15 protein-coding genes are annotated in these 26,429 nt (G+C 43.7%); 4 read left to right on the top strand and 11 right to left on the bottom strand.

The features are described 5' to 3' along the window. Positions 1–2 precede the first annotated feature (2 nt). From ASL14_RS15460 to ASL14_RS15440, 5 genes are read right to left on the bottom strand one after another with little or no spacing between them, the layout of a single operon-like run. Positions 3–3,839, bottom strand: coding sequence for a glycosyltransferase (locus tag ASL14_RS15460; protein ID WP_223264354.1), 3,837 nt, complete (start codon positions 3,837–3,839; stop codon positions 3–5). Positions 3,840–3,881: 42 nt separating this feature from the next. Continuing rightward, positions 3,882–4,295, bottom strand: a complete 414-nt coding sequence (locus ASL14_RS15455; protein ID WP_134912259.1) for an FAD synthase family protein — start codon at positions 4,293–4,295, stop codon at positions 3,882–3,884. Continuing rightward, a complete protein-coding gene (gene asnB, locus ASL14_RS15450) occupies positions 4,292–5,830 on the bottom strand; it encodes an asparagine synthase (glutamine-hydrolyzing) (RefSeq protein WP_134912258.1) in 1,539 nt (512 codons plus the stop codon). The genes ASL14_RS15455 and asnB overlap by 4 nt, the downstream gene beginning before the upstream one ends. A 13-nt stretch (positions 5,831–5,843) precedes the next feature. After that, positions 5,844–7,151: an ABC transporter ATP-binding protein gene (locus ASL14_RS15445; protein WP_134914556.1), complete on the bottom strand. Its 1,308-nt coding sequence runs from the start codon at positions 7,149–7,151 to the stop codon at positions 5,844–5,846. Positions 7,152–7,161: 10 nt separating this feature from the next. Further along, on the bottom strand, positions 7,162–7,950 hold the full coding sequence (locus tag ASL14_RS15440) for an ABC transporter permease (RefSeq protein WP_134912257.1): 789 nt from the start codon (positions 7,948–7,950) through the stop codon (positions 7,162–7,164). A 150-nt stretch (positions 7,951–8,100) separates the two neighbouring features. Between ASL14_RS15440 and ASL14_RS15435 the strand changes: the two genes are divergently transcribed. Next, on the top strand, positions 8,101–10,560 hold the full coding sequence (locus ASL14_RS15435) for an O-antigen ligase family protein (protein ID WP_134912256.1): 2,460 nt from the start codon (positions 8,101–8,103) through the stop codon (positions 10,558–10,560). Between the two features lie 81 nt (positions 10,561–10,641). Here ASL14_RS15435 and galU read toward each other — a convergent pair whose 3' ends face one another. Beyond that, positions 10,642–11,523 (bottom strand): UTP--glucose-1-phosphate uridylyltransferase GalU, encoded by an 882-nt coding sequence (galU, locus tag ASL14_RS15430; RefSeq protein WP_134912255.1) that lies wholly within the window; start codon positions 11,521–11,523, stop codon positions 10,642–10,644. 186 nt (positions 11,524–11,709) lie between these two features. Here galU and ASL14_RS15425 point away from each other — a divergent pair, with 186 nt between their 5' ends. Beyond that, positions 11,710–12,741, top strand: a complete 1,032-nt coding sequence (locus ASL14_RS15425; protein ID WP_134912254.1) for a glycosyltransferase family 2 protein — start codon at positions 11,710–11,712, stop codon at positions 12,739–12,741. A 14-nt stretch (positions 12,742–12,755) separates the two neighbouring features. Continuing rightward, positions 12,756–13,193, top strand: coding sequence for a GtrA family protein (locus ASL14_RS15420; RefSeq protein ID WP_223264005.1), 438 nt, complete (start codon positions 12,756–12,758; stop codon positions 13,191–13,193). Between the two features lie 145 nt (positions 13,194–13,338). Here the strand turns inward: ASL14_RS15420 and ASL14_RS15415 are convergent, their stop codons facing one another. The 3 genes from ASL14_RS15415 to ASL14_RS15405 all read right to left on the bottom strand — a co-directional run bounded on the left by ASL14_RS15415 (position 13,339) and on the right by ASL14_RS15405 (position 19,517). Beyond that, complete coding sequence (locus ASL14_RS15415) at positions 13,339–15,849, bottom strand: U32 family peptidase (RefSeq protein ID WP_189338270.1); 2,511 nt, start codon at positions 15,847–15,849, stop codon at positions 13,339–13,341. 465 nt (positions 15,850–16,314) lie between these two features. Beyond that, on the bottom strand, positions 16,315–18,228 hold the full coding sequence (locus ASL14_RS15410; protein WP_134912251.1) for a stalk domain-containing protein: 1,914 nt from the start codon (positions 18,226–18,228) through the stop codon (positions 16,315–16,317). A gap of 47 nt (positions 18,229–18,275) precedes the next feature. Next, complete coding sequence (locus ASL14_RS15405; protein ID WP_134912250.1) at positions 18,276–19,517, bottom strand: S1C family serine protease; 1,242 nt, start codon at positions 19,515–19,517, stop codon at positions 18,276–18,278. Between the two features lie 340 nt (positions 19,518–19,857). Here ASL14_RS15405 and ASL14_RS15400 point away from each other — a divergent pair, with 340 nt between their 5' ends. Continuing rightward, positions 19,858–21,483: a nitrite/sulfite reductase gene (locus ASL14_RS15400; RefSeq protein WP_134912249.1), complete on the top strand. Its 1,626-nt coding sequence runs from the start codon at positions 19,858–19,860 to the stop codon at positions 21,481–21,483. A 328-nt stretch (positions 21,484–21,811) separates the two neighbouring features. Here ASL14_RS15400 and ASL14_RS15395 read toward each other — a convergent pair whose 3' ends face one another. Both ASL14_RS15395 and uvrA read right to left on the bottom strand, forming a co-directional pair. Next, the gene (locus ASL14_RS15395) at positions 21,812–23,017 is read right to left on the bottom strand and encodes a hypothetical protein (protein ID WP_223264353.1); all 1,206 of its coding nucleotides are present in this window, start codon (positions 23,015–23,017) and stop codon (positions 21,812–21,814) included. A gap of 415 nt (positions 23,018–23,432) precedes the next feature. After that, the gene (uvrA, locus tag ASL14_RS15390; protein WP_134912247.1) at positions 23,433–26,294 is read right to left on the bottom strand and encodes an excinuclease ABC subunit UvrA; all 2,862 of its coding nucleotides are present in this window, start codon (positions 26,292–26,294) and stop codon (positions 23,433–23,435) included. Positions 26,295–26,429 lie beyond the last annotated feature (135 nt).

Here is a 26,429-nt window from a genome sequence, read left to right as displayed (position 1 = left end):
AATTATCTATACGCTCCTGCCAACTGTTTTCGCGAATGCATATCGTTTTCCTTCATTTGTATTAACTCTTCATACGCTTCAACTGTGTATTGTTTATACAAAATATCAATTTCAACGTCTCGATTTTTAGTCGGAATCTTCTCCAAATGATCTAATTCAGCTTTAACAATTTCGAGGTGATTCTTATCTGCCTCAATATCCGATTCCATCGGCGCATACAGATCCTTTTGCAATTGGTAATTGGTTAAAATACTGTTTCGCATTGTCTTTCTAACATGCTCAACAGTATATCGGGAGGTGTCCACATCATGAATGACCTTCATCTTAGGATTAAGACCAACCTTATAGCCAATTTCTCTCATAGCAAAAGATACAACAATTTCTTCTCCTCCAGCGTAATTGTTTCCTTTACGCCCATAGGCGCTTCTAAAGCCCCCAATTCGCATTAGCGCAGCATGTCTAACCGCAAAGTTGGCTCCATAAGGGAACTCCCACTGAAAATTAGAATCAATAATTTCTTCGCCTTCCACAATGAGCTGACTCCAGTATGCTTCAGTACCTGGTTTAACCACTTCAGGCCGTTCCTCGTGTAAATTGAGTATGATATTCCCACCCATGACTCCGATATCAGGACGATCTGAGAACCCTCTGATGGTTTCCTCAAGCAAGTTGGAGTTTGCGATAGCGTCATCATCAATATAGAGTATGACCTCCCCCTCTGCCCCAAATAAACCAACATTACGTGCAAAGGAAAGACCTTTTAATGGAGCCTCCATATATCGCAGGAAGGATTCGTCAATATTATAGGTTGCTCTGAACTCACGAACCAATTGATGAATCTCATCATTCAGATAATCATTATTTACAACAATAATTTCATAGTCCGCTTTATCCAACGACTGTTCTATGACAGATTTAATCGCATTCGATAGCTTCTCACTTCGCTGGTACGTGCAAATAATGACTGATAATCCCTTATTATAAACGGTTTCACTTTCAATTACCGCCTCAATACGGTACAAGTGATCGTTCTTAACCTTCGTATTTATAAGAGAGAACAGAACTTCCGTATCCTGTGCAAAAAAGTCATAGTTGCTATCTGTTTCACCATTCATTTTATCCTTTATTTTCAGATTCCAAGGATAATGAGCTACAAATGTATCTGTTGTATACTCTGATTTATCTATAAGCAGTGCATAAATAGACGATAAAGCACTAGAATCAATAAATTCAAAATCATGGACTTCGCCTGTTTTTATATATAAATAGCAAATAGGCGTTGCCAAATTAAGACCAATAATCGTATTCACTTCATCTCTTCCAACCACAATATGTCCTTTAGCCAGAACATATTTCTTGAACTCACCAGCTTCAGTAGCATCTCCTTCAATGATCCATACTAATGGGGTCAGATAAAAATCTCTTCTAAAATCATCAAGTACCATGAGTTTATATCTGTTAGAGGTAATGCCCAGTTCTTGATCTAAAGCGGTCAGTGACTTATCGTGCCAGCGATAATCATATATAGGCTCATCGAAGGTCACATGTTTGAGCTCAAATAGAGAGTTCACTCTCATCCAGTAATCATAATCTTCAAGGGTATGCTTATAACTAGAATAGTCACCCAATAACTGGGTTACCTTTGCCCTATACATAAAAGCTGCACCAATCGTATTGTTAGGATATACGTTTAACTCCAATGCAGACTTAGGCAGCATAACATTGCCACTGAACTGTGGTTCTTCATACCAGCCATGGTTGGAAATCACTTGACCGGCAGAGTCAATTAACCTCATGTTAGCATATACCATACCAATATTTTCATCACGTTTAAGATCAGCGACCATCTTCTCCAAGAAATTTTCAGGGAGGATATTATCTGCACTTGTCCACGTATGATATTCACCCTTGGCTAGTTTAAAACCTCTGGATAATGTTCTTGGTATCTTACGATTTTCCTGATGAACTACTCTGATACGATGATCTGCTTTAGCATACTCATCAATAATTTCTGCCGTTGTGTCTTTTGAACCATCGTTAATAATAATGAGTTCAAAATACTTGTAAGATTGCTGCAGAATACTATCAATAGCTTTTGATACATAATCCTCACCGTTATATACAGGAAGGACAACCGATATAAGATCCTTCTCAAATTCAATCTCGAACTTATCAAGCGCCAGAGAAAATGAATTGTCTTTAGTTACTTTATAATTGTAAAATTTATACTCATACCAAGTTAATAACTGATTGTAATTCCCTTCATCTTTGCGTAGATCAATCGGCTGATCCCCCGCGTTAGCCCTTTTAAGCTTATGCGACACTTTAGATTTTATCTTTTTCAGTAAAATAGTAGTGCCATAACTTTTCCATACTCTATATCCCTTAAGAACATATATCATTTTGGACTTGTGTAAGATATGTTTAAGTTTATTCGCCATTTTCCACCTTTTAGAGTTATAAATATTATGAAGCTCTGTAGACAGTCTTCCATTATATTTTTCCAACTCACTGAACTGGGTGTTCAGTTCATTATATTGACCAAATAGTTGTCTATATTGATGATTTAAAATATCCAAGTTATTTTTTTCATCATTATAATCCTGTGTGAGTTGAACATATTTCCGTTCTAATTCATCTTTCTTTTCAGACAGAGATTTTAAATCTGCTGACATGCTACTTATTACATTTTCCTGTTGCTCTCGCGTTTGAATCAATGTGTTAATCTGACCCGTATGCTGAACAATGTGTTGTTTTTGCTGCTCTATTTCTTGGCTTTGAATTTGACTATGAGTTTGTAATTCATTAAATTCATTTTTCAGGCGTGTATGCCCTGCTCTATAAGCATGGTCCACGTCATCTTTTAGAAATCTGTTAATTACATCCATACACTTATCTATCGTCTCTCTTCCTTTAACCGGAAACATCTCTAAAGTAAATTTCCTTCTTTGTTGTATTAGTTGTTCATCTAAGATTGCATTAAGTAAAGTTTGTTTAATATTGCCGTTATCGCTCACAAAAGGAACAATGTTTTGCTGAACTATTTGTTCTTCCAAAGGTAAAATCCCCTCGAAAGATTCTGTTTGGGGATGTTGGAATATTACAATTGGAGTGTCCGTAAACAGCGCATCAAATATAGCCCCAGAGCCGTCAGACAATATCACATCAGCCTCCTCTATTAAATGAACAAGAGAAGCCTTGTGATCAAGCACATCAGGAATATGAGACTTAACTAGACTAACCCGTTCATGCTCCAAAAAAGAAGTGCCATGATGCAATTTCACCTTCATATTAAAGGTATCTGACATTTCTTCAATATGGTTCATAACAAGCTCAATAGACGACTCATTCCCATACGTAGGCAAATAAAGCAAATTATATTTATCCGTTTCGCGCTTCTTCCTTTGAAATTTGGCGTACTTAATCATTCCAACGATTTCAGTCTGAGTGTACGCTGCCAGAACCGAGGAATCATACAGCCCATTACAAAAGATAAAATCGAAATTTCGACTCCATGTATCTAAATTCCAGTTTGGTTTAGCCATTCCATACTGATATCTAAACTTATAATCGGACTTAACTTCCAAATAATAAGGGAGATAGGGATAGAAGGCTATTTTATATGCCTTGTCAGGTACAGAGCTTGTTAAAGTCACTTTTATACCGTTGCTCTTCAAATAATGATAGGTATCTAAGGACATGTCTCCCCAATCTTCTTCTTCAATGTGAGGGACATAAATATCACAAATGATCTGCTTTCTTTCACACTCCTCAATTAAAGGCTTAATCGTTTCATATAAAACTAGATTGTGAATGACAAAAGCTATAGATCTGTTCATATTCACTGCAAAACCTCTTCCTTTCAGGCAAAAATCTTATACTTATTTTCTTAATTTCAGTAATGTCTCATTCAGTAAAGTCGATGATGTACTCTTCGTATAGGGAAAATATATAATTTTCACTCCAACTTCCTTAAACTGCAATTCATACTGGTCCCAACGTTCACTTTGAAACCAATCATCACCAACGAACATTACGTCATATTTTAATTTTTGCCAAACCTCAAATTTATCCATGGAGTCCTGAGGAATTACAGTATCAACAAAGCTGATGTTTCTGACAATCTCAATTCTTTCCTCAAAAGGAATTACTGCTTTTTTATACTTGTATGAAACTAACTCATCTGTTGTCACACCAACAATGAGTTTATCACAGAGTGATTTAGCATTTCTCAACAAATTCAAATGTCCAATATGAAATAAATCGAAGACTCCGGAAGTATAGCCGATAATCATAAGATTTCTCCTAACGTAGTTAAATTGAAGTTAAACCATTTGTCGAATGTCGTCTTCCCTTCAATTTTCTCAGAAGATAGGACTTTTTCAAGTTGAACAGGAAAACCCACCTTTTTTCTGTTTACAATCTCTGCAGGGACAATATCTTTAAAAATTCTCTTGAGAGGAGCCTTAACAACCCCATCCTTCATTTTGTACAGAGAGTTTACACCTGCAAGCCTTTCAATTAATCTATAGTCCAAGAAAGGAGATCTTGCTTCTACGGAATTTAGCATTGAGGCACTATCCAGTCTTTTAAGTAACCCTCTCAAATGAGCTTGCTGAAAGAATGCAGCTACGATTTTTTGAGGCGACTTTAACTTCATGAAAGGTGCCAAAGCGTCTTCTACAATCTCTATATCATCTTCAGATCCGTAGGTGTAGAGTTCACTAAAGGCTCGGATGTCAAAGTCTGTAGTGCTACTAGCCCATCTGAAAATACGGTCATACCCAAAGAAAAGCTCATCTGCACCTTCTCCACTTAATATGACTGTATTTTTAGCAGATGCTTGCTGAGTCATATGATACAGTAACACTTCGTTTGGCACAGACAGAGGCTCTTTTTTTACAGTTATAAGCTCTCGAGCTAATGATAAAAAGTGATCAGGTTCAAACAATATCGGATGATGAATGGTATTGTATCTTGTTGCTGCGATTTCAGACCACTGAAACTCATTATAATCTTCAAAACCAACAGTCCAAGTATGCTCTACTCTGGCAAGTGCGGTAATAATCGTGCTGTCCAATCCCCCGCTTAGGTAACTTCCAATTTCAACATCTGCGATCTTACGATACTCTACTGCAGAGCGAATTAGAAATTCAAGTTCCTCATCGGAAGGAGATTCTTTTTCAGAGTAATCAATTTCCCAATATTTAATAAATTCGCCATTCTCGTAATAATATCCTGGTGGAAACTCTTTTATTTCATTATAGATAGTACGATCATTAAAAAAGCATCTCATCTTTTTATATTGTCTTACGGCTTCTTGATCTATAGAAATGTTGTGGACTAATGGGAGCAATGGAGCAATTTCAGAACTGAAAATGAACTCTTCACCATATCTGTTGTAATAAAGTGGTTTTACTCCCATACGATCTCGTGCTACAAAAAATGATTTCTGCTGGACGTCTAAAACAATAAAACTGAACATTCCATTAAGCCAATTCAACATTTGGGGACCATATTGAATGTAAAGCTTCAATAAAAGTTCAGTATCTGAGTTTGTTCTCATTTGAATTGAATAATTGGAGGCTAATTCTTTATAATTATAGATCTCTCCGTTAAATATAATCACATATCTTCCGTCATCAGAGAAAAAAGGCTGATCACTTCTCCGATCCAAATCTAAGATACTTAATCTATTATGCCCCAGCATAAAATTTTCACTCTGATATACACAAAGTGGGGCCGTAGGCCCCCGGTGTTTCATTATATTTAAAGAATTAAGAAATACTTCTTTATTTATAGCTACATTAGAAAACAAAATCCCACACATTTTATCACCAGCCTTAATTAATGACTTGCAAATCTATTGTGTTATCTACAAATATTAATCCTGGTACGTAATTATTCTCTGGCTTAGGAACCTCAAAAACAACTGCTATACTTACGCTATCCAAATAAAGAGGTTCAAAAGGCTTAGGCTTCAAGCCAATAGAAATGGTGTATTTACCACTTTCAGACAATAGATTGCGGAAATTAAAGTTAACCTCAAGAATGCCCCCCGCTTGCATTTTCGGAACTAATTTTGCTTTATTATAGATATTCATGCCAAACACATCGACACCAGTATGGTTTCTAACCATGTAGCCAATGGTTCCCTCAGAATCTATATCTTTATAATATTGTGCCAATAAACGCAAAGTAACCATTTCGCCAAAAGGGACCTGGTTAACAACTTCTCCATTGACTAACAAGTCCGCTCTTATAAAGCGCGCATCTCCCGTTCCAGAGCGAAACTCATTGGCACGTTTTGCAAAAGCAGGATCCTCTTCTAATAGCAACAGCGAACTCTTCTTATCTGTTTCGGAATTAACAAATACATCCAAAGATTGAACACGTTTCATATCTGCAATTTCCTGGTTAACAATGTTTTCATAAATTTGTGCTACACGTTTCACTGGACCAATCTCGACCATGTGTCCTTTATCAATAAGCAGCGCTGTATCACAAAAACTTTTAATGGTATCCATGGAATGTGAGACAAATAAAACCGTACTTTTTTTGGAGAGCTCCTTCATTTTGGTAATACATTTTGCCTGAAAATAAATATCTCCAACAGACAAGGCCTCATCCACAATCAAAATATCCGGATCAACATTGATGGCTACTGCAAAGGCTAATCGGGCAAACATACCACTGGAGTACATTTTGACTGGTTGATTAATGAAGTCCCCGATATCCGCAAAGGATACAATGGATTCAAGTTTACCATCCATCTCTATTTTGCTATACCCCATAAGGGTTCCGTTCAAATATATGTTTTCCATTCCTGTTAAATCCGGATTAAAACCCGCGCCCAATTCCAAAAGAGCAGCAACTTTCCCATTCACTTTAATGCTTCCGTTGGTGGGAGTAATCACGCCTGTGATCATCTTTAAAAGAGTCGATTTTCCAGAACCATTTTTACCAATAATACCAATCGCTTGTCCTTTATTTATGGAAAAGGACAGGTCACTGATAGCCTTAAATTCAGAATGATACTTTTTTTTAAAAGGATGAACAGCCTCTTTTAATCGCTCATTGGGATTATCATATATTTTATATATTTTAGTGACATTATTAACTTCCACAGCAACTGATTCTGTTTGATTCATCATTTTCTCCTCACAATACATCTGCAAAATGAGATTTCATTTTCTTGAAAATTTTGATTCCTATAGTACCTGCGATAATCACAATAGCCCAAAAGTAGATCGTCATTGATGGATGCTCCCAGAACCATTTGTGATCGATAAAAGTATCCCGATATCCTTCGACGATATAAAAAACAGGATTTAGTTTAAAGAAAAACTGATACTTATCCTCAACAATATTTAAATTCCAAAAGATCGGCGTAAGCCAAAAGAATAACTGAATAAATACCGCAACAACTTGACCAACATCCTTTACAAAAACAACCAATGTCGCTGTTATGTAAGAAATGGACAAGGAAAGAAAAATCGTGGCTAATAAATAATAAAGTATTTGAATGTTATAAAGCGTAAATTCAACATTGTATATTTTAAACATAATGAAAAGAACAATGATAAAAAATACATGTACAAAAAGAGCAGACAAAATTTTCACCATCGGCAGCAAACCTACTCGGAAAACAATCTTCTTTACCAAATAACTGTTTTCTATAATACTATTGGTTGCAGTTGATAAGCTTTCAGAAAAGAATAACCAAGGCACCATTCCTGTTAATAACCAAAGTATAAAGGGAGTATCTCCAATAGGTACATTTTTAAAACCAACCTGAAATACGACCCAATAAACAAGTATAGATACCATAGGATGTATAAAAGCCCAGAGTACCCCCATAAATGAACCAAGGTATCTAGATTTAATATCTTTTTTAGACAATTCCCAGAGTAACTTTAAATTTTTCGAAAAGTTTTGAGTTAAATTCATACGAGTGTGTCACGACCTTAAACATGGTTTGGTAAGTCACTTACATTACAGTAGTGTAAAAAATTGGTAGGATCATTCTTGCGATATGGCTCTAACAGCTACTATATGCTAAAATGTTGACGTATCTACAAGAAAAGGAGATTGTAAACCTTGTCGAATCCAGTATACGGGAAACAGGCCAAAACGTCGACCCGTGACGATAAAAGGCCGGCTATGTTTTGGGTGTTAATTGTTGGCATTATTCTGTTTTTAGCTTGGGCCCCCTTTCAGGCTGCACTTTTTAATGGGCAAATGCTTGATTTTGAGAAGCCTCTGTATTGGGCTTTGATCATCAGCACGATTCTATTGATTTTAGGAATTGTAACCTATTATAAGAAATTCAAACTCGAAGATCAAAGAGACTGGCTGGCGGTGCTTGTTATGTTACTCCCACTAACCTACGTGCTCTCATTGGTTTCCGCTGCTTCTCATTATCTCGCAATGAACATGGTAGTAGTACAGTGCATCTATGCCGCCCTGTTTATCATCTCAATTTATCTACTTCAGGATCGGTTAGGCAATAAGATTATTCACAATGTGATTATGACCGTTGCTTATGTCATTGTCGGCTTTGGCTTTATCAACTGGTTCGGACAGTGGGTACTTGCCGGCAAGCTGGTGGGCTGGCTTAGCCAATATGTTTATCAAAACCGCTATACCAATGCAGTCATGACAGATACAAATGGGCTCCGGCTGACATCAGTGTTTCAATATGCGAATACATATGCCGCTTTCCTGATGGCTTTCCTATTCGCTGCCGTTTTTTGTCTGATGAAGTCAAAATCATGGTATGGCAAGGCTACTCATGGCTTCATGTTGGTGCCAATTCTGGTCTCGCTATTCCTGACCTTATCACGGGGCGGTCTGGTTATGCTGCCAGTCGTATTCGTGCTGCTCTTGCTTTTCTTTAAACCTGCACGCCAGATTATATGGATTTTGCATTGTGCCATTGCTGGTGTAGCGTCAATATCTCTCTTGGCTCCGATTACGAATATGGGATTACAACTCAATAAGACTTACAACGGCGGAGAGGCGGCCAAGGCTTGGGGATTACTTATTGGTGTCTCCCTTGTTGTAGCTGTCGTACTGTGGCTTGTTGAACGTTATCTGGCACCAAAGCTGGAGAATGCCCTCAAAGGGTGGACCTCCCGGAAGTTATCCAACCTGTGGCTACCTGTCGGATCGGTTGTGGTGATTGGCTTGCTGGCTTTTCTGTTTATTGGAACCGGCCTGCGCAGCGTACTGCCTGATAACGTCCAGGTCCGGTTAGAAAACATCAATTTCCGGCAGCATAGTGTACTGGAGCGGCTTGTATTCTATCAGGATGCTGCCAAATCGATTAAAGATCACCCTGTTATTGGAAGCGGCGGTGGTGGTTGGGCAACTTTATACGAAAAATACCAAGATTATCCTTATACTAGCCGTCAGGCCCATAACTTTTTTATGCAGTACCTGGTTGAAGTTGGCATTCTCGGTTTTGTAATTTTCATGTCATTCATCTTATATATTTTCTACAAATATATTCGTAACTATATTAGACAGAATGATGAAGAACGGGATTCTCACTTTTTGTATCTTATTGTGGCACTCTCGATCCTACTTCATAGCTTGTTGGACTTTAATCTCAGTTACGTGTTCATGGGCATACTGGTATTCGTGAGTCTCGGTGGTATGGCCGCTGCTATGGACAGCAAGCCACTTAAACGCCTGTCCATGAGTGCTTCCGGTTTTCGGATCACGTACAGTGCAGTCATTGGTATCTTGAGCATCGTCATTCTGTTTGCAGGCCTCCGATTCGTGCAATCGGCTAATGCTGCCACATATGCCAAACAGATTATGGCGGTCAGCACATCATTTGAGGAAATTCAAAGTGCTATTAATAAAGATCTTGAACTTCGTCCTACACATCCGGATTCGGTTATAAGACTGGCTGCACTGTACAAGAGTGTTTATCAGCAAACGAAAAAAGAGGAATTTTATACTGCTGCAATAGAGGTGCTAAATACGGGCCTGAAGGCAGAGCCGTATAATAAAATCATGTATAACTCCAAAATTAACCTTCTACAAATAAAGGGTGAGAATGAGCAGGCCTTCAGCATTTTGGAAAATAACATTTCCAACTTTAGATGGGACAATGACTGGTACAATATGTTGATCACTCAAGCTTATTCTCTTGGTGATCAGGCACGTGAGCAGAAGGACACGGCCAAGGAGCAGAAATATTTCCAAGCAGGTCTTGCTGCTTACCAGCAGGTTCTGGATGGGGTAGCTCATATTAAGACGGTTCCACCTGAAATCCAATTGACACGTACTTTTGAAGTAACCCCAAGCATTGCGCTCAGTACTGGCAAAATTGAGTTCATGTCAGGTAAGCTTGCAGAGGCTGCCAACATCCTCAAAAACGGCTTGAAGGATGATTTGAGCGATGCTACGAATCGTGAGGTGGCTCGCTATTATATCGTCGCTCTGCAAAAGCAGGGACAGGATGACAAAGCTTTGTACGACAAGCTGATTAAAGCTGATCCGAAGGAGAAAGAGCAAATTGCTCAGTTGAAATCGGAGAAAAAGTAAAGAAAAAGAGACTATCAGATGATGTTATATCATCCGGTAGTCTCTTTTTTCATTTTGAGAAAGAGTGGTTTGGTGAGATGTTTATTTTTGTTGATCCATCTCTTCAATAACCTGTCTCATATAAGCCAAAACTTCATCTTTAATCTCGTTATGCTGCAGGGCATAATGGATGGTTGTTTCAATGAACCCCAACTTTTCTCCAACGTCATGGCGATTCCCATCAAATTCATAGGCCAGGATCGGATTGATCTCACTCAATTTGGATATAGCATCCGTCAATTGTATCTCGCCACCCACACCTGCGGATTGCTGACCCAGGATATCAAAAATATCAGGTGTCAAAATATAACGCCCCATAATAGCCAAATTGGAAGTCGCATCTTCAATCTTCGGTTTTTCAACTAAACGCCTAGCCTCTGAAATCTTGCTTGTAAGTGCTCGGCCTTCAACAATACCGTAGCGGTTAACCTCGTTCCAAGCCACTTGCTTTACACCTACAACAGAACGCTGGTACTCATCGAACACATCCATCATCTGTTTGAGACATGGATTCTCAGACTCAACGATGTCATCCCCTAAAAGTACGGCAAAAGGTTCGTCACCGATAAACTTACGTGCACACCAGATGGCATGTCCCAACCCTTTAGGTTCCTTCTGACGAATATAGTGGATATCTGCCATCTCTGATGGCTTGCGCACCTCATTGAGCAGATTCCATTTTTCCTTGGCTGCCAGATTATGCTCCAGCTCAAATGAGTAATCAAAATGATCCTCAATCGCTCTTTTACCTTTACCTGTTACGATAATAATATCTTCAATCCCAGATGCTACAGCCTCTTCGATAATATATTGAATGGTTGGCTTATCTACAATCGGAAGCATTTCTTTAGGCATCGCTTTGGTAGCAGGTAGAAAACGGGTTCCTAGTCCCGCAGCAGGAATAATCGCTTTACGGATTTTCATGGGTTAATCTCCTTTTCAACAAAACTTACTAAATTATTCAATAATTTGAGTAGCGTTGTAAATTGCTAATAGTTTATTATAGCACTTAGTCATTGCAATGTTATATAATTCAAGTAAACCATATTATAAACTAAAAAAGATAGAAATATGAGTACCAGATAAGCCAAAATTTGAGGAGAGAGTTATTTGGATTTAATAATCAGTAACCCTGTTTTAACGTTAGTTATTCCCTGTTTTAACGAAGAAGAAGTATTGCCTGAAACCATAAGCAGGCTTACGGTAATTCTTGAGGAGTTGGTAGAGTGTCAGCTCATTTCTAAACATAGTAAAATGTTGTTTGTTGATGATGGTAGCCGTGATAAAACATGGGAAATCATAGCATCATATAATCAGAATAATCCTTTTGTCAGTGGTCTCAAATTGGCGAAAAATGCGGGTCATCAAAACGCTTTATTATCTGGGTTAATGGAAGCTAAAGAAACATCTGATTGCGTGATATCCGTTGACGCGGACCTGCAGGATGATCTCAATGCCATCAGAGAATTTATAATAAAATTCAATGAAGGTTACGACATCGTATATGGGGTTCGAGAAAGTAGATCCACTGATACATTCTTCAAGCGTTCAACTGCTCAAGGCTTCTATCGTATTATGAGTAAAATGGGAGTCAACATCGTATACAATCATGCGGACTACCGTTTAATGAGCAAACGAGTTCTGCAGGAACTAAGCAATTTTAAAGAGGTTAATCTCTTTTTACGTGGTCTAGTCCCGTTAATAGGATATAAGTCTACTGAAGTTTATTACGATCGACATGAACGCTTTGCAGGAGAGTCCAAATATCCTTTAAAGAAAATGCTCGCTTTTGCTTTCGATGGGATCACTTCATTTAGCATAACCCCAATTCGACTTATTTCTGCTGTAGGTTTCTCAATGTTTGGAATAAGTTTATTGATAACAGTGTATACCATTATTAGCAAGCTCCTTGGAACCACTGTCTGGGGCTGGTCTTCTTTAATGTTGTCCATCTGGTTTATAGGTGGTCTGCAACTTGTAGCACTAGGGCTCATTGGCGAGTATATCGGCAAAATATACAAAGAGGTAAAACAAAGACCCAAATATATTATTGAGACAATTTTAGATTCCCAGAGTACCTTAGATACTGAAAAAACAAAAAAAGTGAAAAATAGTGAAAGGGAAGCTGTGGCTGTCCAATAAACAGATGCGAACAGGTGACTAATTTGACTTTATTTCAGAATAGCTTTTTCCGTTTTCTTGTCGTAGGTGTTTTGAATACAATATGCGGTATGTCCGTCATGTTCCTGCTCTTTAACACTTTAGGGACTAACTACTGGTTATCCACCTTTATTGGTAATTCTGTAGGTGCCACTGTAAGCTATTTCCTAAACAAAAGATTTACTTTCAAAAACAATGCAAGCCATGGACAGACCATTTGGAGATTTGCCTTTATCATATTGATATGCTATTTATTATCGTATTGTCTCAGCTATTTAATCAGCCACTTCCTTATCTCAAGTTTGAGCATCAAAAACACCGAAATTCTAGGCAATCTGTCCATACTAATCGGGAATATATTTTATACCTTAATTAATTATGTTGGACAAAAGTTCATTGTTTTTTCCAGAAAAAAGGAAGCCCGAAAAGTATAACGATACGAGGTTCATAGTAATTAAAATAAACTCGCTGAAAAAAATAGAGTATGTGCTCTCGAGGCACATACTCTATTTTTTCACTTTTTCTACGTTCAATTATCAAAGCTGATCTAAATATGCTGTGATAACCTATAACATCCTTTTACTTTACCAGTTGCCCGCGTGTAACACCCAACTGGTTCGTCGCTTTAAGCGTCTTCCAGACCTGTGTACCACTGATTTCTCCGCGCAGGGCACGGTTATAGAGGTCAATCACCTCTCGTACCTGCTCCGGGGTCTCCTCAAGAAACTCCACGCGGTAGCGGGACACACCCAGCTCCATAAAGTTGGACAGGTACTCGGCGCCGGATTGCTCGATGGCATTGTATACCGTGTTGCGACAGCCTTCGTCCACGCGAACGGGGTGGGACATACCAATACGGTCGCGCAGGGATGCGCGATGGTCCTCACATGGACGTCCGCAGTTGGTGTAGTCCGTGCCTTCGCTCATGAAGGTGCAGTATACGCAATGTTCGGTATGGAACATCGGCATATGCTGCTGAATCACGATCTCCAGCTTATCGGTACGCGTGCGTCTGAGCATATCGACCATTTGCTGGATGTTCAGGTCGTACGACGGCGTAACAAGGTCACAGCCAGAATCCAGGAACAGATCAGCCGCTTTGTGGTTAGCGACATTCAGCGAGAAGTCACCGATCAATTGCGGATGGTGTGCATCTGGATTTTCTAACCGATGACGCATGTAGAAAAACAGCGCACCCGGATTGCGTACTAGCACAGCATCTGGCTTCAGGCGCAGGATGTTGTTGTGGTAGCCGTTTTCACCCGGCATGTGAATACGCGGGGTCGCCAGCGCAATTCGACGCCCTGCGGCGTGCACAGCCTCTACGGCTGCCGGGAATTGCTTAATGAACTCGAAGTCTGCGTAAATGAACTCCACGCCGGCCTCCAGCGCAGCCTCAACCTGCGGGAGGCTGCGGCACAGCGCGGTCAGCTCTGCCTGACCGCGTGCCACTGGCGATGCGGGAACCGATGCATCGCCATACACCTCTACCGCCCGCTTCGTGTACACGGGCGGTTTGGGGCGCTCGCCCGCGAGCAATTCCACCGCCTGACGGCGGATGCTGTTCAGCTCGCGCATCGGCACGATGACGTCCCCATGCAGGTGGACGTCCAGTTCTTCCAGCTGGAACACCGTTCCGCCCAGTCGGCCGAACTGCTCCTCAAGCAGTTCGCGCGTCATTGGACGCTTCTGGGCGATTTCAAGTTCCAGCTCGGAATCCACGCGGACCGTCGTGCCTTTCTGCACATCGGTCCACCAGGTCGACAGCGGCTGCCCTGGAGAGCCGCTGACACGCACATGTACCGGAAAGACACGGTACGGCTTGTCGGTCTCGTACGTCTGGCGCAGACGCTTGTCCATCGCCGGGTCGTTGTTCTTCCAAATGCGGTCGCCGACATGTACACGGCGCAGATCGACATCGTTGCGTCCCGCTACGATGTCGATAATCCAGCCTTCTCCGGCTTCGCCTTCGATCTTTACACCCTTGCGACGGATATCGTATACGCGTCCGCCTTCTTCTTTTTGCGTGGGATCTCCTGCATCGAATACAATGCCGTCGCCACGCTTCAGCGGCGCATCAATACGGCATACTACGCCGTCACGAAGGATTTGTTCCACCCGACCCAGATAAACACCCCGGCTTTTCGGGAACGTACCGTCAACCAGCTTCTTATTATTCGTTCCTTCCAGAAACCCGTGCGTAAAACCGCGTGAAAAGCTTTGCTGAAGCTCGCGGATATCTTCTTTGCTGGTCTTGGAAGTGTCACCTTCAAAATACTTATCAATCGCCTTACGGTACTTGCTGACCACGTTGGCTACATATTCAGGCGTTTTCAGTCGTCCTTCGATTTTAAAAGAGATGACACCTGCGCCAATCAACTCCGGCAGCAGATCAATTGCAGCCAAATCCTTAGGTGACAGTAGATACGTCACATCGGCCATCGGCTTTTGCTCGCCATCCACCATCAGATCGTAAGGCAAACGGCATGCCTGTGCGCATTCGCCACGGTTCGCAGAGCGCCCGCCCCACATTTCAGAAGTCAAGCATTGACCCGAGTAAGATACACATAACGCGCCATGCACGAATACTTCCATCGGAAGTCTCGCTTGCTCACCTATTTTTTGAATCTGTTTTAAGTTATTTTCACGTCCGAGCACGACCCGCTCAATGTTGTACGGTTTCGTAAACTCTACCGCCTCCGGCGAGGTAATTGTCATCTGGGTAGAGCCATGGATCGGAAAATCCGGCGAAATATCGCGGATCATTTTCACCAAGCCCATATCCTGTGCAAGCAACGCATCCACACCTGCATCCACGCAAGCATCGACCAGTTCCTTGGCGTCCTCCAGCTCGTTTTCAAACACCAGTATATTGAATGTCAAAAAGCCTTTAACCCCGTAGCTATGCAAAAACGCCATAATTTCAGGCAGTTCATCCATACGGAAATTGTTCGCACGCGCCCGTGCATTAAACTTTTCCACCCCGAAAAAGATTGCATCGGCTCCATTCGCCACCGCCGCACGCATACAATCCCAGTCACCGGCTGGTGCCAGAAGCTCGACATCTTCTCTTCGTACTGCTGATTTCATCATTGTCCTCCCTATACTGAGAAATAACTTGTTATTCTTTGGTTAAGCGTTATTTTTCAGAGCAGCGATGCTGCTTATTTTAAAATCCTATGAACTATCATCCTGTCCGATCATCCCTACTCTGAACCATAGGCTCACGGGATCATTGGCATCCAACTCAAAAAATCCGCACGACAAGCATTTGCGGCATAATCATTCTTATCTTGTAACTAATCTAGTGTACCAGACTACGCCCCAAGCTTCTACACTTTCCAAGCGATTCCTTGCAAAAATATCATACTAAAAAAAACACCCCCAATCCCGTCAAACGGTACATTGGAGATGCTTGAACAGCCTTTGACCCGGGATTCTTACCATTCAATCCCTTATACAATCAAAGAATCCCGGGTCAACAGCGATCGAAGGATCAAATGGCACGCGCAGCGCTCTCCCCACCATAACTCGCTAATCTTTTCCCTACACCCTCTACTTCACAAAATTAAATGAATTCAGCGTTGAATCCAGTGCATTAGACTGCACGCCCGTATTGTTCGCGTCATTCAGCGTCGTTGCCACGGTATACGTTTTTCCGTCACGCTCCAAAACAATTTGGCGGCCTGTATAGCCAATGCCTTCTTCCACACGGTGGAATGTAAAGGAAGCTGCCGGAACCCCGGCGAACGTCACGTCCTTAACCTCTTCAACCTTGAGATTTTTGTAGCTTTTACCCTGCTTATCGTAAAAGTCCTTGAGCTGGGATACCGTTAACTCGAACGATTTGTCATTATCGACTTTGATGGAGAAGCTCCCTCCGGTAAACTGGTACTCCACATCACCCAATTCAAACTGGTCACTGATCGCTGTCCAGTATCGTGGAATATTCACCGTGTACTCATAGGCTTTGGAAGTCTTTTTGACCGTTTTCGTTTTGTCTGCCAGATAGTCGTCCTCTTCCAGTTGTCCGAAGTTGCTCGCTACGGTTTGGAAATCGATTTGAAGCGAGGAAATGAGCGCATTGAACTGATCATTCCCTTTGCTCACTTTTTCCGGCACAGCGTATTCAGCCAGATAGCGGTATCCATTTTGCTGAATCAGCACATTGTATTCCTTAACCCATCCATCGCCAAAGTTGTATCGATACTCCTGAACCAGCCCCTGAACCCCCGCAACCTCAAGTGGATAGGTCTTCTGGGACTCATAAGCTGTAGATACAAATGAATCACTCAGCCACTTTTGCAGCTGTTGGCTCCAGTTCTCCAACGTGGCATCAGCCGGAGCTGAAGTCACGTTCAAGCGGAAACTCGATCCATCATTGCTTTCGTACTGCATCCGCTGATCGTCCATTTTCCAACCTGCCGGTATGCTAAGCGACACCCCATAGTCCGGGTTTCCAGCCTCACGTGTTCCCCCTACGACGGTCGACAGGTCTTTAATGCTTTTATCCTGTGCATTGAAGGAGGTCTTGAAGGAATTTAACAGACCCGCATACTGTGCGAGATCCTTATAGTTCGTTGCTTTGGCATCGGAAAAATAAATCACGTACAATCGTCCGTTGTCATAATACTGACGGTTTTCCCACAGCACGCCGTCTCCGTCCTTCGTAATGACACGTGCATAAGGCACCTTCGATTTTGGAAAGGATTTTCGGTCTACGACGATTTCTCCCGTCTCCTTGGCGGTTTGCACCAATTGTTGAAGAAGGTCGTCCGCATTCAACGGAACCGGCTGTGAGGCCGTATGTACTTCCATATAGTACGCACTGTTCTCGTCCATAAATGTGGAGACGCTCTCATCCCCACCACCTTGCCCGATGACCAGCCCTGTAGGATAGTTCATGGACCAATCGTAGTAACTGTTCCCGATCTGCGTCTTGCCCTCATCATTATCAATGCTCGGCGTTTCTTCAGCTACTGTGCCTGCCTCTTCTTGCGCCTCCATCCGAATGACAATGCCCGCACCATTCTTCTCCAGCTTGCCTCCGAGACCTTCTGCTACTTGACGTAGCGGAACCATCAGGACACCTGATGACATTTCCGGTGGAGCGGGGAGCGTTACCTTATGACCGCCCACCCAGGCAGTACGGCTACCGATGGTCAGCGATACGATGCGAGCACCGCTGCTAATTTTGACCACATTATCTTCGGCCAGCCGAATTTTGCTGTTAAATGCTTTTTTGAACACACCAGCCGGAACCATCAACGCACCGCTTTTCGAATAGGGTTTTGCAATATTGGCATTCTGACCGTTCACGATGGCTGTGTTGCTGCCGCCTTGCAGGCGTAGCTCCAAGATCGGTTTATCGCTGTCCGCCGCCACTGCTGGCAAAGCAGATAGCAGAACGGACAATGCAACCGCGCCAGCTCCCAGCTTATGCATCATTTTTCTTTGAATATGCTTCACAGTAATCTCCCTCTAGCTATATTTGATATCATAACGATCCGTTTCATTTACTTCCCTGTAGCGGCTGCCTCTTGGACTGACTCAGATGCTTCCTTGGAAGGCACTACATTGCCATCACCAGCCGACTCATCCGAGTCCCCGGGATCCTCTCCGGCCTGAATAGATTCATAGATTTCACCATTATCCTGTGACAGTACCAACTTGCGTTTTACAATATCGCCGTCCGTCTGCATAAGCAAGCTCACCGTCTGCCCAGGCTGATAGCTTTTAAGCAACTCGTTGACATCGATAGCGGAAGCCACACGCTTGCCGTTTATGCTATACAACTCGTCGCCTTCCTTGATTTTGGCCTGAACAGCACTAGCCGAAGTAATTTTTGTGACTTTCAAAGGGTCCTCCGTAGGCAGCCCCACGATCGCCGACCAGCTCTCTTCCAATCCTAAACCAAGACTGGCACGCCGAACCTCACCATACTTGAAAAATTGAGCAATGACATACTTCACCGTATCCGAAGGAATCGAAAAGCCCATATTTTCAATACCGACAGCCGAAAATTTCATCGTATTGATCCCGATTACCTCTCCTTTGAGGTTTACGAGCGGACCGCCACTGTTACCAGGATTGATCGCGGTATCGCTTTGGATAAGTCGATAGGCAGCGTTGACGCCACGGTTCAATCCGCTGACGACACCCGAAGTTGCCGAATTACGCAGGGAAAAAGAGATAGGCGTACCGATAGCCACTACCTGCTCTCCCACCTGAAGATTATTCGGCGAGCCTGCTAAGGTAGCAGGTTTAAGGCTGCTTGCCTTGATTTTAACCATTGCCAGGTCACTGACCGGATCACTGTAGCTATCTGTAATACTGTAGGATTTACCATCCGAGGTCACGACTACCGCATCATTTAATCCTTCAATGACATGCGCATTCGTGACAATCCATCCATCTGTCCGAATGATGACCCCTGTGCCGTGAGCAAGGTTGTACCGATCTCCGCCTGCCACAGTTTGTCCCGTTGCTGAGCGGCCGATGATGCCTACCACAGAGGGAGATACATTTTTAACCACCTGCGGCACACGATCGGCCGATAACGTATATGTACCATTTGCGCTGTTATACGCGCCGCTGGTTCCTAATGCTTTATTCACATCGCCTACGTTGACATAGACCCCGCCGTTAATGACCTTTGCCTTCAAAGCAGTTCCACTGCTGGCTGCACCTGCTGTTCCAGATACACACAAAGCGCTGCCCAAAGCCAGTATGACCGCCCTTTTCCCCATCTTACGCATAGTTTCACCTTTCCTCTCTAACATGACCCTGTTCTATCAGTTAGTCCAAATCTACCATAGAGGAGACACGCATACAATCGCTTTAAGCCCTATCTTTTTTTTAAAAGCTATGTTTGCCGCTTACATAACCCCTCATGTCATTTATACTATAAAATTACCAAATCCTTATATCAAGAAAATAAGCAAAAACGATAAATAATCGTTATAGCGTTTGGGCCATTCCTTCGTTTACTGGCACTTCCAACTATGATACCATCACATTATATCTTAGTTCTATTGTCGGAAATAAAAGAATAACTTTGAATCCCTGTAATCAACGCTTATGAAGGAGGTTGAAAGGATGGCTTACGAACCAATCTGGACCGCTCATCCCGATAAACTGAACAAATTCGAATTTGCCAAGCTGGAAAAGGACGGCCTCGACGTCATACGCACCATTATCGAAAACTATGCAAGCGAAGGCTTCGATTCGATCACTGCGGACGATATGGATCGTTTCAAATGGGCCGGAGTGTATCAGCAAAAGCCCAAGGATGGCCATTTCATGATGCGTGTCCGCATCAACACAGGTATCATGACATCAGCGCAGGCACATGCATTGGCGGACATAGCCACGCTGTACGGACGCGGTCTCGTTGATGTTACCACCCGTCAGGCTATTCAGTTTCACTGGCTGACGGTTCAAGACTTACCCGATATTTTCGAGCGGCTGGAAAAAGTCGATTTGTACTCCTTTGAAGCCTGTGGCGACTGCCCGCGTACGATTGTTGGCAATCCTTTGGCAGGCATTGATCCGAATGAATTGGTCGACACCAAGGGTATTGTGGATGAAGTCAACCGTTTTTTCCTATTAAATCGGGACTTCTCCAATCTGCCGCGTAAATACAAAATGTCCATCTCTGGTAATACGTACAATAATGCGCAGGCTGAAATTAACGATTTGTCCTTTACGCCAGCCACTAAAGTAATCGACGGGGAAGAAGTCATCGGCTTCCATGTGATGGTCGGTGGGGGCTTATCCGCCAAGCCGCATTTGGCGCAATCGCTGGACCTGTTTGTCCGTCCTGATGAAGTTTTGAAGGTTTCCATTGCAGTCACCACCATTTTCCGGGATTACGGCTATCGGGAAAAACGACATCATGCCCGCCTGAAATTTCTCATCGCCGATTGGGGCCCGGAAAAGTTTTTAGCCAAGCTCACCGAGTATATCGGCGAAATGCCCGGCCGGGGCGAAGATAAAACGATCGGCTGGCAAGCAGCCTACTTTGACGGTGTGCATCCACAAGCGCAGCAGGGTCTAAACTATGTCGGTCTGAACGTGCCAGTCGGCCGTCTGGATGCTGACGAACTGCACGAGCTGGCCGAGTTGGCTGACCGCTACGGTGATGGACAGATTCGTACCACCATGTCGCAAAATATTTTGCTGAGCGGCGTGCCGGACAATCAGGTGAATGAATTACTACAGGCTCCTGTGCTGCAACGCCTGACGCCACAGCCTAAGCATTTTATGAGCCGTACCGTTTCATGCACCGGGAATGAATTCTGCAATCTGGCGATTGTGGAGACTAAAAAGCGGGCGGTTGACGTCGCCGAGTATTTGGATCAGCACGTAGATCTGGATGAAAAAGTGCGCATTCATTTCATCGGCTGCCCGAATGCCTGCGGACAAAAGCATATTGCGGACATCGGTCTGCAAGGCTCGCTCATTAAAACACCCGAGGGTATGGTCGACGCGTTCGATATTGCTGTTGGCGGAGCGCTCGGACCGGGTGCCCAGTTCAATAAAGCGCTCAAAGGCCGCGTACGTGGTGATCAGGTTGGCCCTGTGTTGGCAGAACTGATTCTGTTTTACAAAGAAAATCGAAATGCCGATGAAACCTTTTATGCGTATGTACAACGGGTAGGCATTCCGACTTTTCAGGAAAAGCTATCTGCTATTTTGCAGTCCAGCACCGTCGCTTCCTGAGTACCATTTTAGTAAGGCCATTTCTATAACATGTTCTCTTACTTCATAAAGAGCGCCCAAGCCTGCCTGTTTGTATCTCGCATACAAGCAGGCTATTTTCTTGTGGTCATAACATCGCTGCAAAAGGTCCTCTGCTGTGCTTTCAAAAAAAAGACACCGGATTATTCGAGGCCACTGAAAAACTGTTGATTTCCGAAAATACAAAGATTTTAGGGGTACAAATATGTCTCCCTGAACGCGAAACGAGCCTTAGAAGCGATTCTAGAGGCTCGTTTTTCTTTGGATATTCTCTTACTCTCAACAATGGGGACTTTTTCAGTGGCCTCGATTATTCCGGTATCCATATTTTCGCAAAATCAAGCACTATCGGTTTTCGGGCCCCGCCGGATGTGGATGTCACCACTGCATAGCCTGTCGGTATTTTGTATATGAGTCCCGTGTCGTATCGGATGCCGAAGGAATTATCTTCCTTGTAATGAGTAGTGGTTTCCCAAACCTTCGTACCGTTTCCTTTCAAACCAGTGATGGTGATCCCATGCATCTTCGTGCTGCTTCCCAGCGGATCATATCGGTCACTAAACTGGACGTACACCTGTTCCTCCGGCAGATATACCCGGTCGGCCGGATAATCCTCTGTATCGCCGAACAATTGTAGTCCATTACTCAAAATCTGTGTACGCTTGCTATTCCCTTTAAGCCCTGTGACGGCTATATGGCCACCGGACAACTCCCGTACCTCTGCAATATCTTTACCAGAGCCCAAGTCAAAATGGATGTTACGGATTTCCTGGCCGTACACATCTGCCTCTACTCCTACCGGGCCATGCGGACTGTTCATAAGTGCATAATATCCATCGTGATTGCCAACCAGCCAACCCGAGGTCACCCCGTCCTTCGTTCGGTTCCACAGCTCCTCACCGGTTTCTGAGTATTTGAGTACGGTGAATGCTTGTTCCGCCCGGTTCAGAGAGGATACAAGAAATCCTCCGTCCGCAAGCGGTTCCAAACCTATAAGGGAGTTCTGTCTATGGGATGCCAAGCCATCCGTTTGTAACGTTTTGGACCACACGCTATTCCCGTCCTCATCTAACCGTGAAGCCTGTAACTCCCGTATCCCATCTGGCTTCGTATAGTCGATAAGCAGCAGCGAGCCACCATCCGACGTCTCCCGCTGGACTCCCCTACTGCTTGCACCAGGCTGCACGTTCAGATCCAGCTCATGTTTCCACACACCCTCCAGCGAGCTGTCCAGCTTGCCGTACGTGACATGCGCCACACTTGTCTCAGTGTTGTCTTCGATGTTCAGTACCAAAAACCCACCATTCGCTGCGGGCTGAATATAATTGTGTGGATTCCCTTCATCCTCAAAGCTTCCAATCGCCGCGCTTGTTTCAATCTCAGCCTGCTTGGGTACAGCCGCCTCGGACACCTCGGATGCATAAGACGGAACAGCGCTAAACCCCATGACCAATGCCGCTAAAGCAACTCCTGCTGTCCATGAATAAACACGTGTACGTAGAAACCCGTTTCGCATTCCCTTCAAACGTTCCAGCTCCCTTCATGACTTTACCTCAGAGATGTTTTTAAAAACCTTAGATGTGATAAGACTACAGACGGTTTCGCTTGCTTGTAATGGTTGTCACGTGGGCACGGAACTTCATGCGATGCTATACAATCATGAGTTATATATTTACCTCTTCAAGCCCGAGCCCAAACATTTGAAACTCCAAAATGGAGACTGCTCCGAGACTTTCTGCCGATGAATATACGTATAGATTTATTATTCCAGCGCTTGGTAAACTATGTGTCACATGCTTTAACGCAAGATTTGGATAAAAGTTCTCTTTTTTTACAAAATAAAGCCCCACCAAGGCAAAGGAATGAATACGGTAATTCGTATTCTGCCTCCATACCTGTGTGGGGCTTACAAGACTTACATAAAATGATGTCTACAGATCGGCTGTCTGAAGCGCTTGGCTGCGCTGTGTATCCCGTTCAAGGATCGGCTTCAAATACCGTCCTGTATAGGATTCTTCGACCTTCACGAGCTGCTCAGGTGTCCCAGTAGCCAAAATCGTGCCACCGCCGCTACCGCCTTCCGGTCCCAAATCAATCAGATAATCGGCTGTTTTAATCACATCCAGATTATGCTCAATGACCAATACTGTTTCTCCCGAATCGACCAAACGATGCAGCACCGTCAGCAATCGGTCAATATCGTGAACATGCAGACCCGTTGTCGGCTCGTCCAAGATGTAAATCGTCTTACCCGTGCTGCGACGATACAGTTCGGAAGCCAGCTTCACACGCTGCGCTTCGCCCCCGGACAAGGTAGTCGCAGGCTGTCCCAGCTTGATATATCCCAAACCTACATCCAGCAGCGTCTGAATCTTGCGATGAATCTTCGGAATATTTTCAAAAAACTCTGTCGCATCCTCTACCGTCATCTCCAGTACGTCAGCAATACTCTTACCTTTGTATTTCACTTCAAGGGTCTCACGGTTATAGCGTTTGCCCTTGCACACTTCGCATGGAACGTATACATCCGGTAGAAAGTGCATTTCAATCTTGATAATGCCGTCGCCCTTGCAAGCCTCGCAGCGACCACCCTTAATGTTAAAGCTAAAGCGACCTTTTTGGTAGCCTCGGACCTTGGCCTCATTTGTTTTTGAAAATAAATCACGAATATCATCAAATACCCCGGTGTAGGTTGCAGGATTTGAACGCGGCGTGCGGCCGATCGGAGACTGATCAATCTCAACGACCTTATCGATATTTTCAAGCCCGCGAATTTCCTTATGTTGACCTGGACGCACTCTGGCCCGGTTCAGATCACGCGCCAGCGTTTTGTATAGAATTTCGTTGACCAGCGTTGACTTCCCAGATCCGGATACGCCAGTAACAGCCGTGAAAATACCTAACGGGATTTTAACATTCAAATTTTTGAGATTGTTCTCCTTAGCCCCGCGCACCTCCAGCCACTTATCCGTAGGCTTGCGCCGTTCGGTATTGACCGGAATGAACTTGCGTCCGCTCAAATATTGCCCGGTTAAGGAATTCGGGTCTTCCATGACTTCCTGCGGAGTCCCCTGTGACATGATCATTCCGCCGTGGATTCCGGCCCCCGGACCGATATCAATAATATAGTCGGCCGCCATCATCGTATCTTCGTCATGCTCCACCACAATCAGCGTATTCCCCAGATTCCGCATATGCTCCAATGCACTAATCAGGCGGTCATTATCCCGCTGATGCAACCCGATGCTTGGCTCGTCCAAAATATACAGTACACCCATTAGGCTGGAACCGATCTGTGTCGCCAACCGGATACGTTGTGCCTCACCACCGGATAACGTGCCCGCTGCACGACTTAAGGTCAGGTACTCCAATCCAACATTAACGAGAAATCCCAAACGGCTGTTAATTTCCTTAAAAATGAGATTGGCAATGGACTGTTCCTTCTCACTCAACACCAGCGTTTTGAAAAATTGAGACGCTTCGCCGATGGACAAATCAGTTACATAGGCAATGTTACGCTCCTGAATAGTCACCGCCAGAGTTTCTTTCTTCAAACGATGTCCCTTACAGGTGTTACACGGCTTTGCGCTCATAAATCCTTCAATAAATTCACGGATACCGTCAGAAGCTGTGTCACGATAACGACGCTCCAGATTCGGAATAATTCCCTCGAAGGTCACGTAGGCTTCCTTGCGTTGTCCAAAATCATTTTCATAACGGAATCGGATCTTCTGGTCACCCGTTCCATGTAATATGGTGTTCATTTGTTCCGTGGTCAGTTGGCTGACAGGAATGTTCTGTGAAATACTATAATGCTCGCATACGGACTGCAAAAATTGCGGATAATAGGTGGAGGTTCCTCCACTCCACGCCTGAAATGCTCCATCTTCTACACTTTTCTCCGGGTCAGGAATAAGCAGGTCGGGGTCGACAACCATTTTAACGCCCAATCCGTCACAATCCGGGCAAGCACCGAATGGACTGTTAAAAGAGAACATCCGCGGCGACAGCTCGTCTATACTGAAACCACAGATCGGACAGGCAAAATTAGAACTGAAACGCAACTCTTCTTGCCCCATCATGTCCACCAGCAACTGGCCTCCCGAAAGGTTCAATGCTGTCTCAATAGAATCGGACAGACGCGCACGCACATCCTCCTTAACCACGATCCGGTCTACAACCACTTGAATGGAATGCTTCTTGTTTTTCTCCAGTTCGATCTTTTCGGATAACTCACGCAGTTCGCCATTGACACGCACCCGTACAAAGCCTTGCTTGGCAATATCCGCAAACAGCGTTTTATGCTCACCTTTGCGTCCTGAAACCAACGGAGCCAAAATTTGCAGTCTTGTCTTTTCAGGATATTGCAAAATGCGGTCCACCATTTGTTCAACCGTTTGTGATGTAATTTCAACGCCATGTTCAGGACAATGAGGGTGACCAATTCGAGCAAACAGCAACCGCAAATAGTCATAAATCTCCGTAACCGTACCAACGGTAGAACGCGGGTTACGGCTCGTAGTCTTTTGGTCAATGGAAATCGCAGGAGACAGTCCGTCAATGGAATCCACATCCGGTTTCTCCATCTGTCCCAGGAATTGACGCGCATACGCGGATAAAGACTCCACATAACGCCGCTGTCCTTCTGCATAAATCGTATCGAAAGCCAGTGACGATTTACCTGAGCCACTTAGCCCCGTCAGGACGACAAATTTGTCCCTAGGGATGGTCACGTCAATATTTTTGAGATTATGCGCCCGAGCGCCTTTGATGATGATGCTTTCATTCGCCAAATGTTTCATCTCCTTAACCATAGTTCACGTCATGCTATATTGCGATGGAATATCCCATGCAAGTGATATATCGCAAAGAGAACGACCACATGGGCCGCCCTCTCTATTTTTAAAAGCAATCATCCATTTCATTTT

Origin of the sequence: Paenibacillus sp. IHB B 3084, assembly GCF_001447315.1 — a bacterium.
Lineage (GTDB): Bacteria > Bacillota > Bacilli > Paenibacillales > Paenibacillaceae > Paenibacillus.
This window is presented reverse-complemented; position numbering and strand designations above follow the sequence as displayed.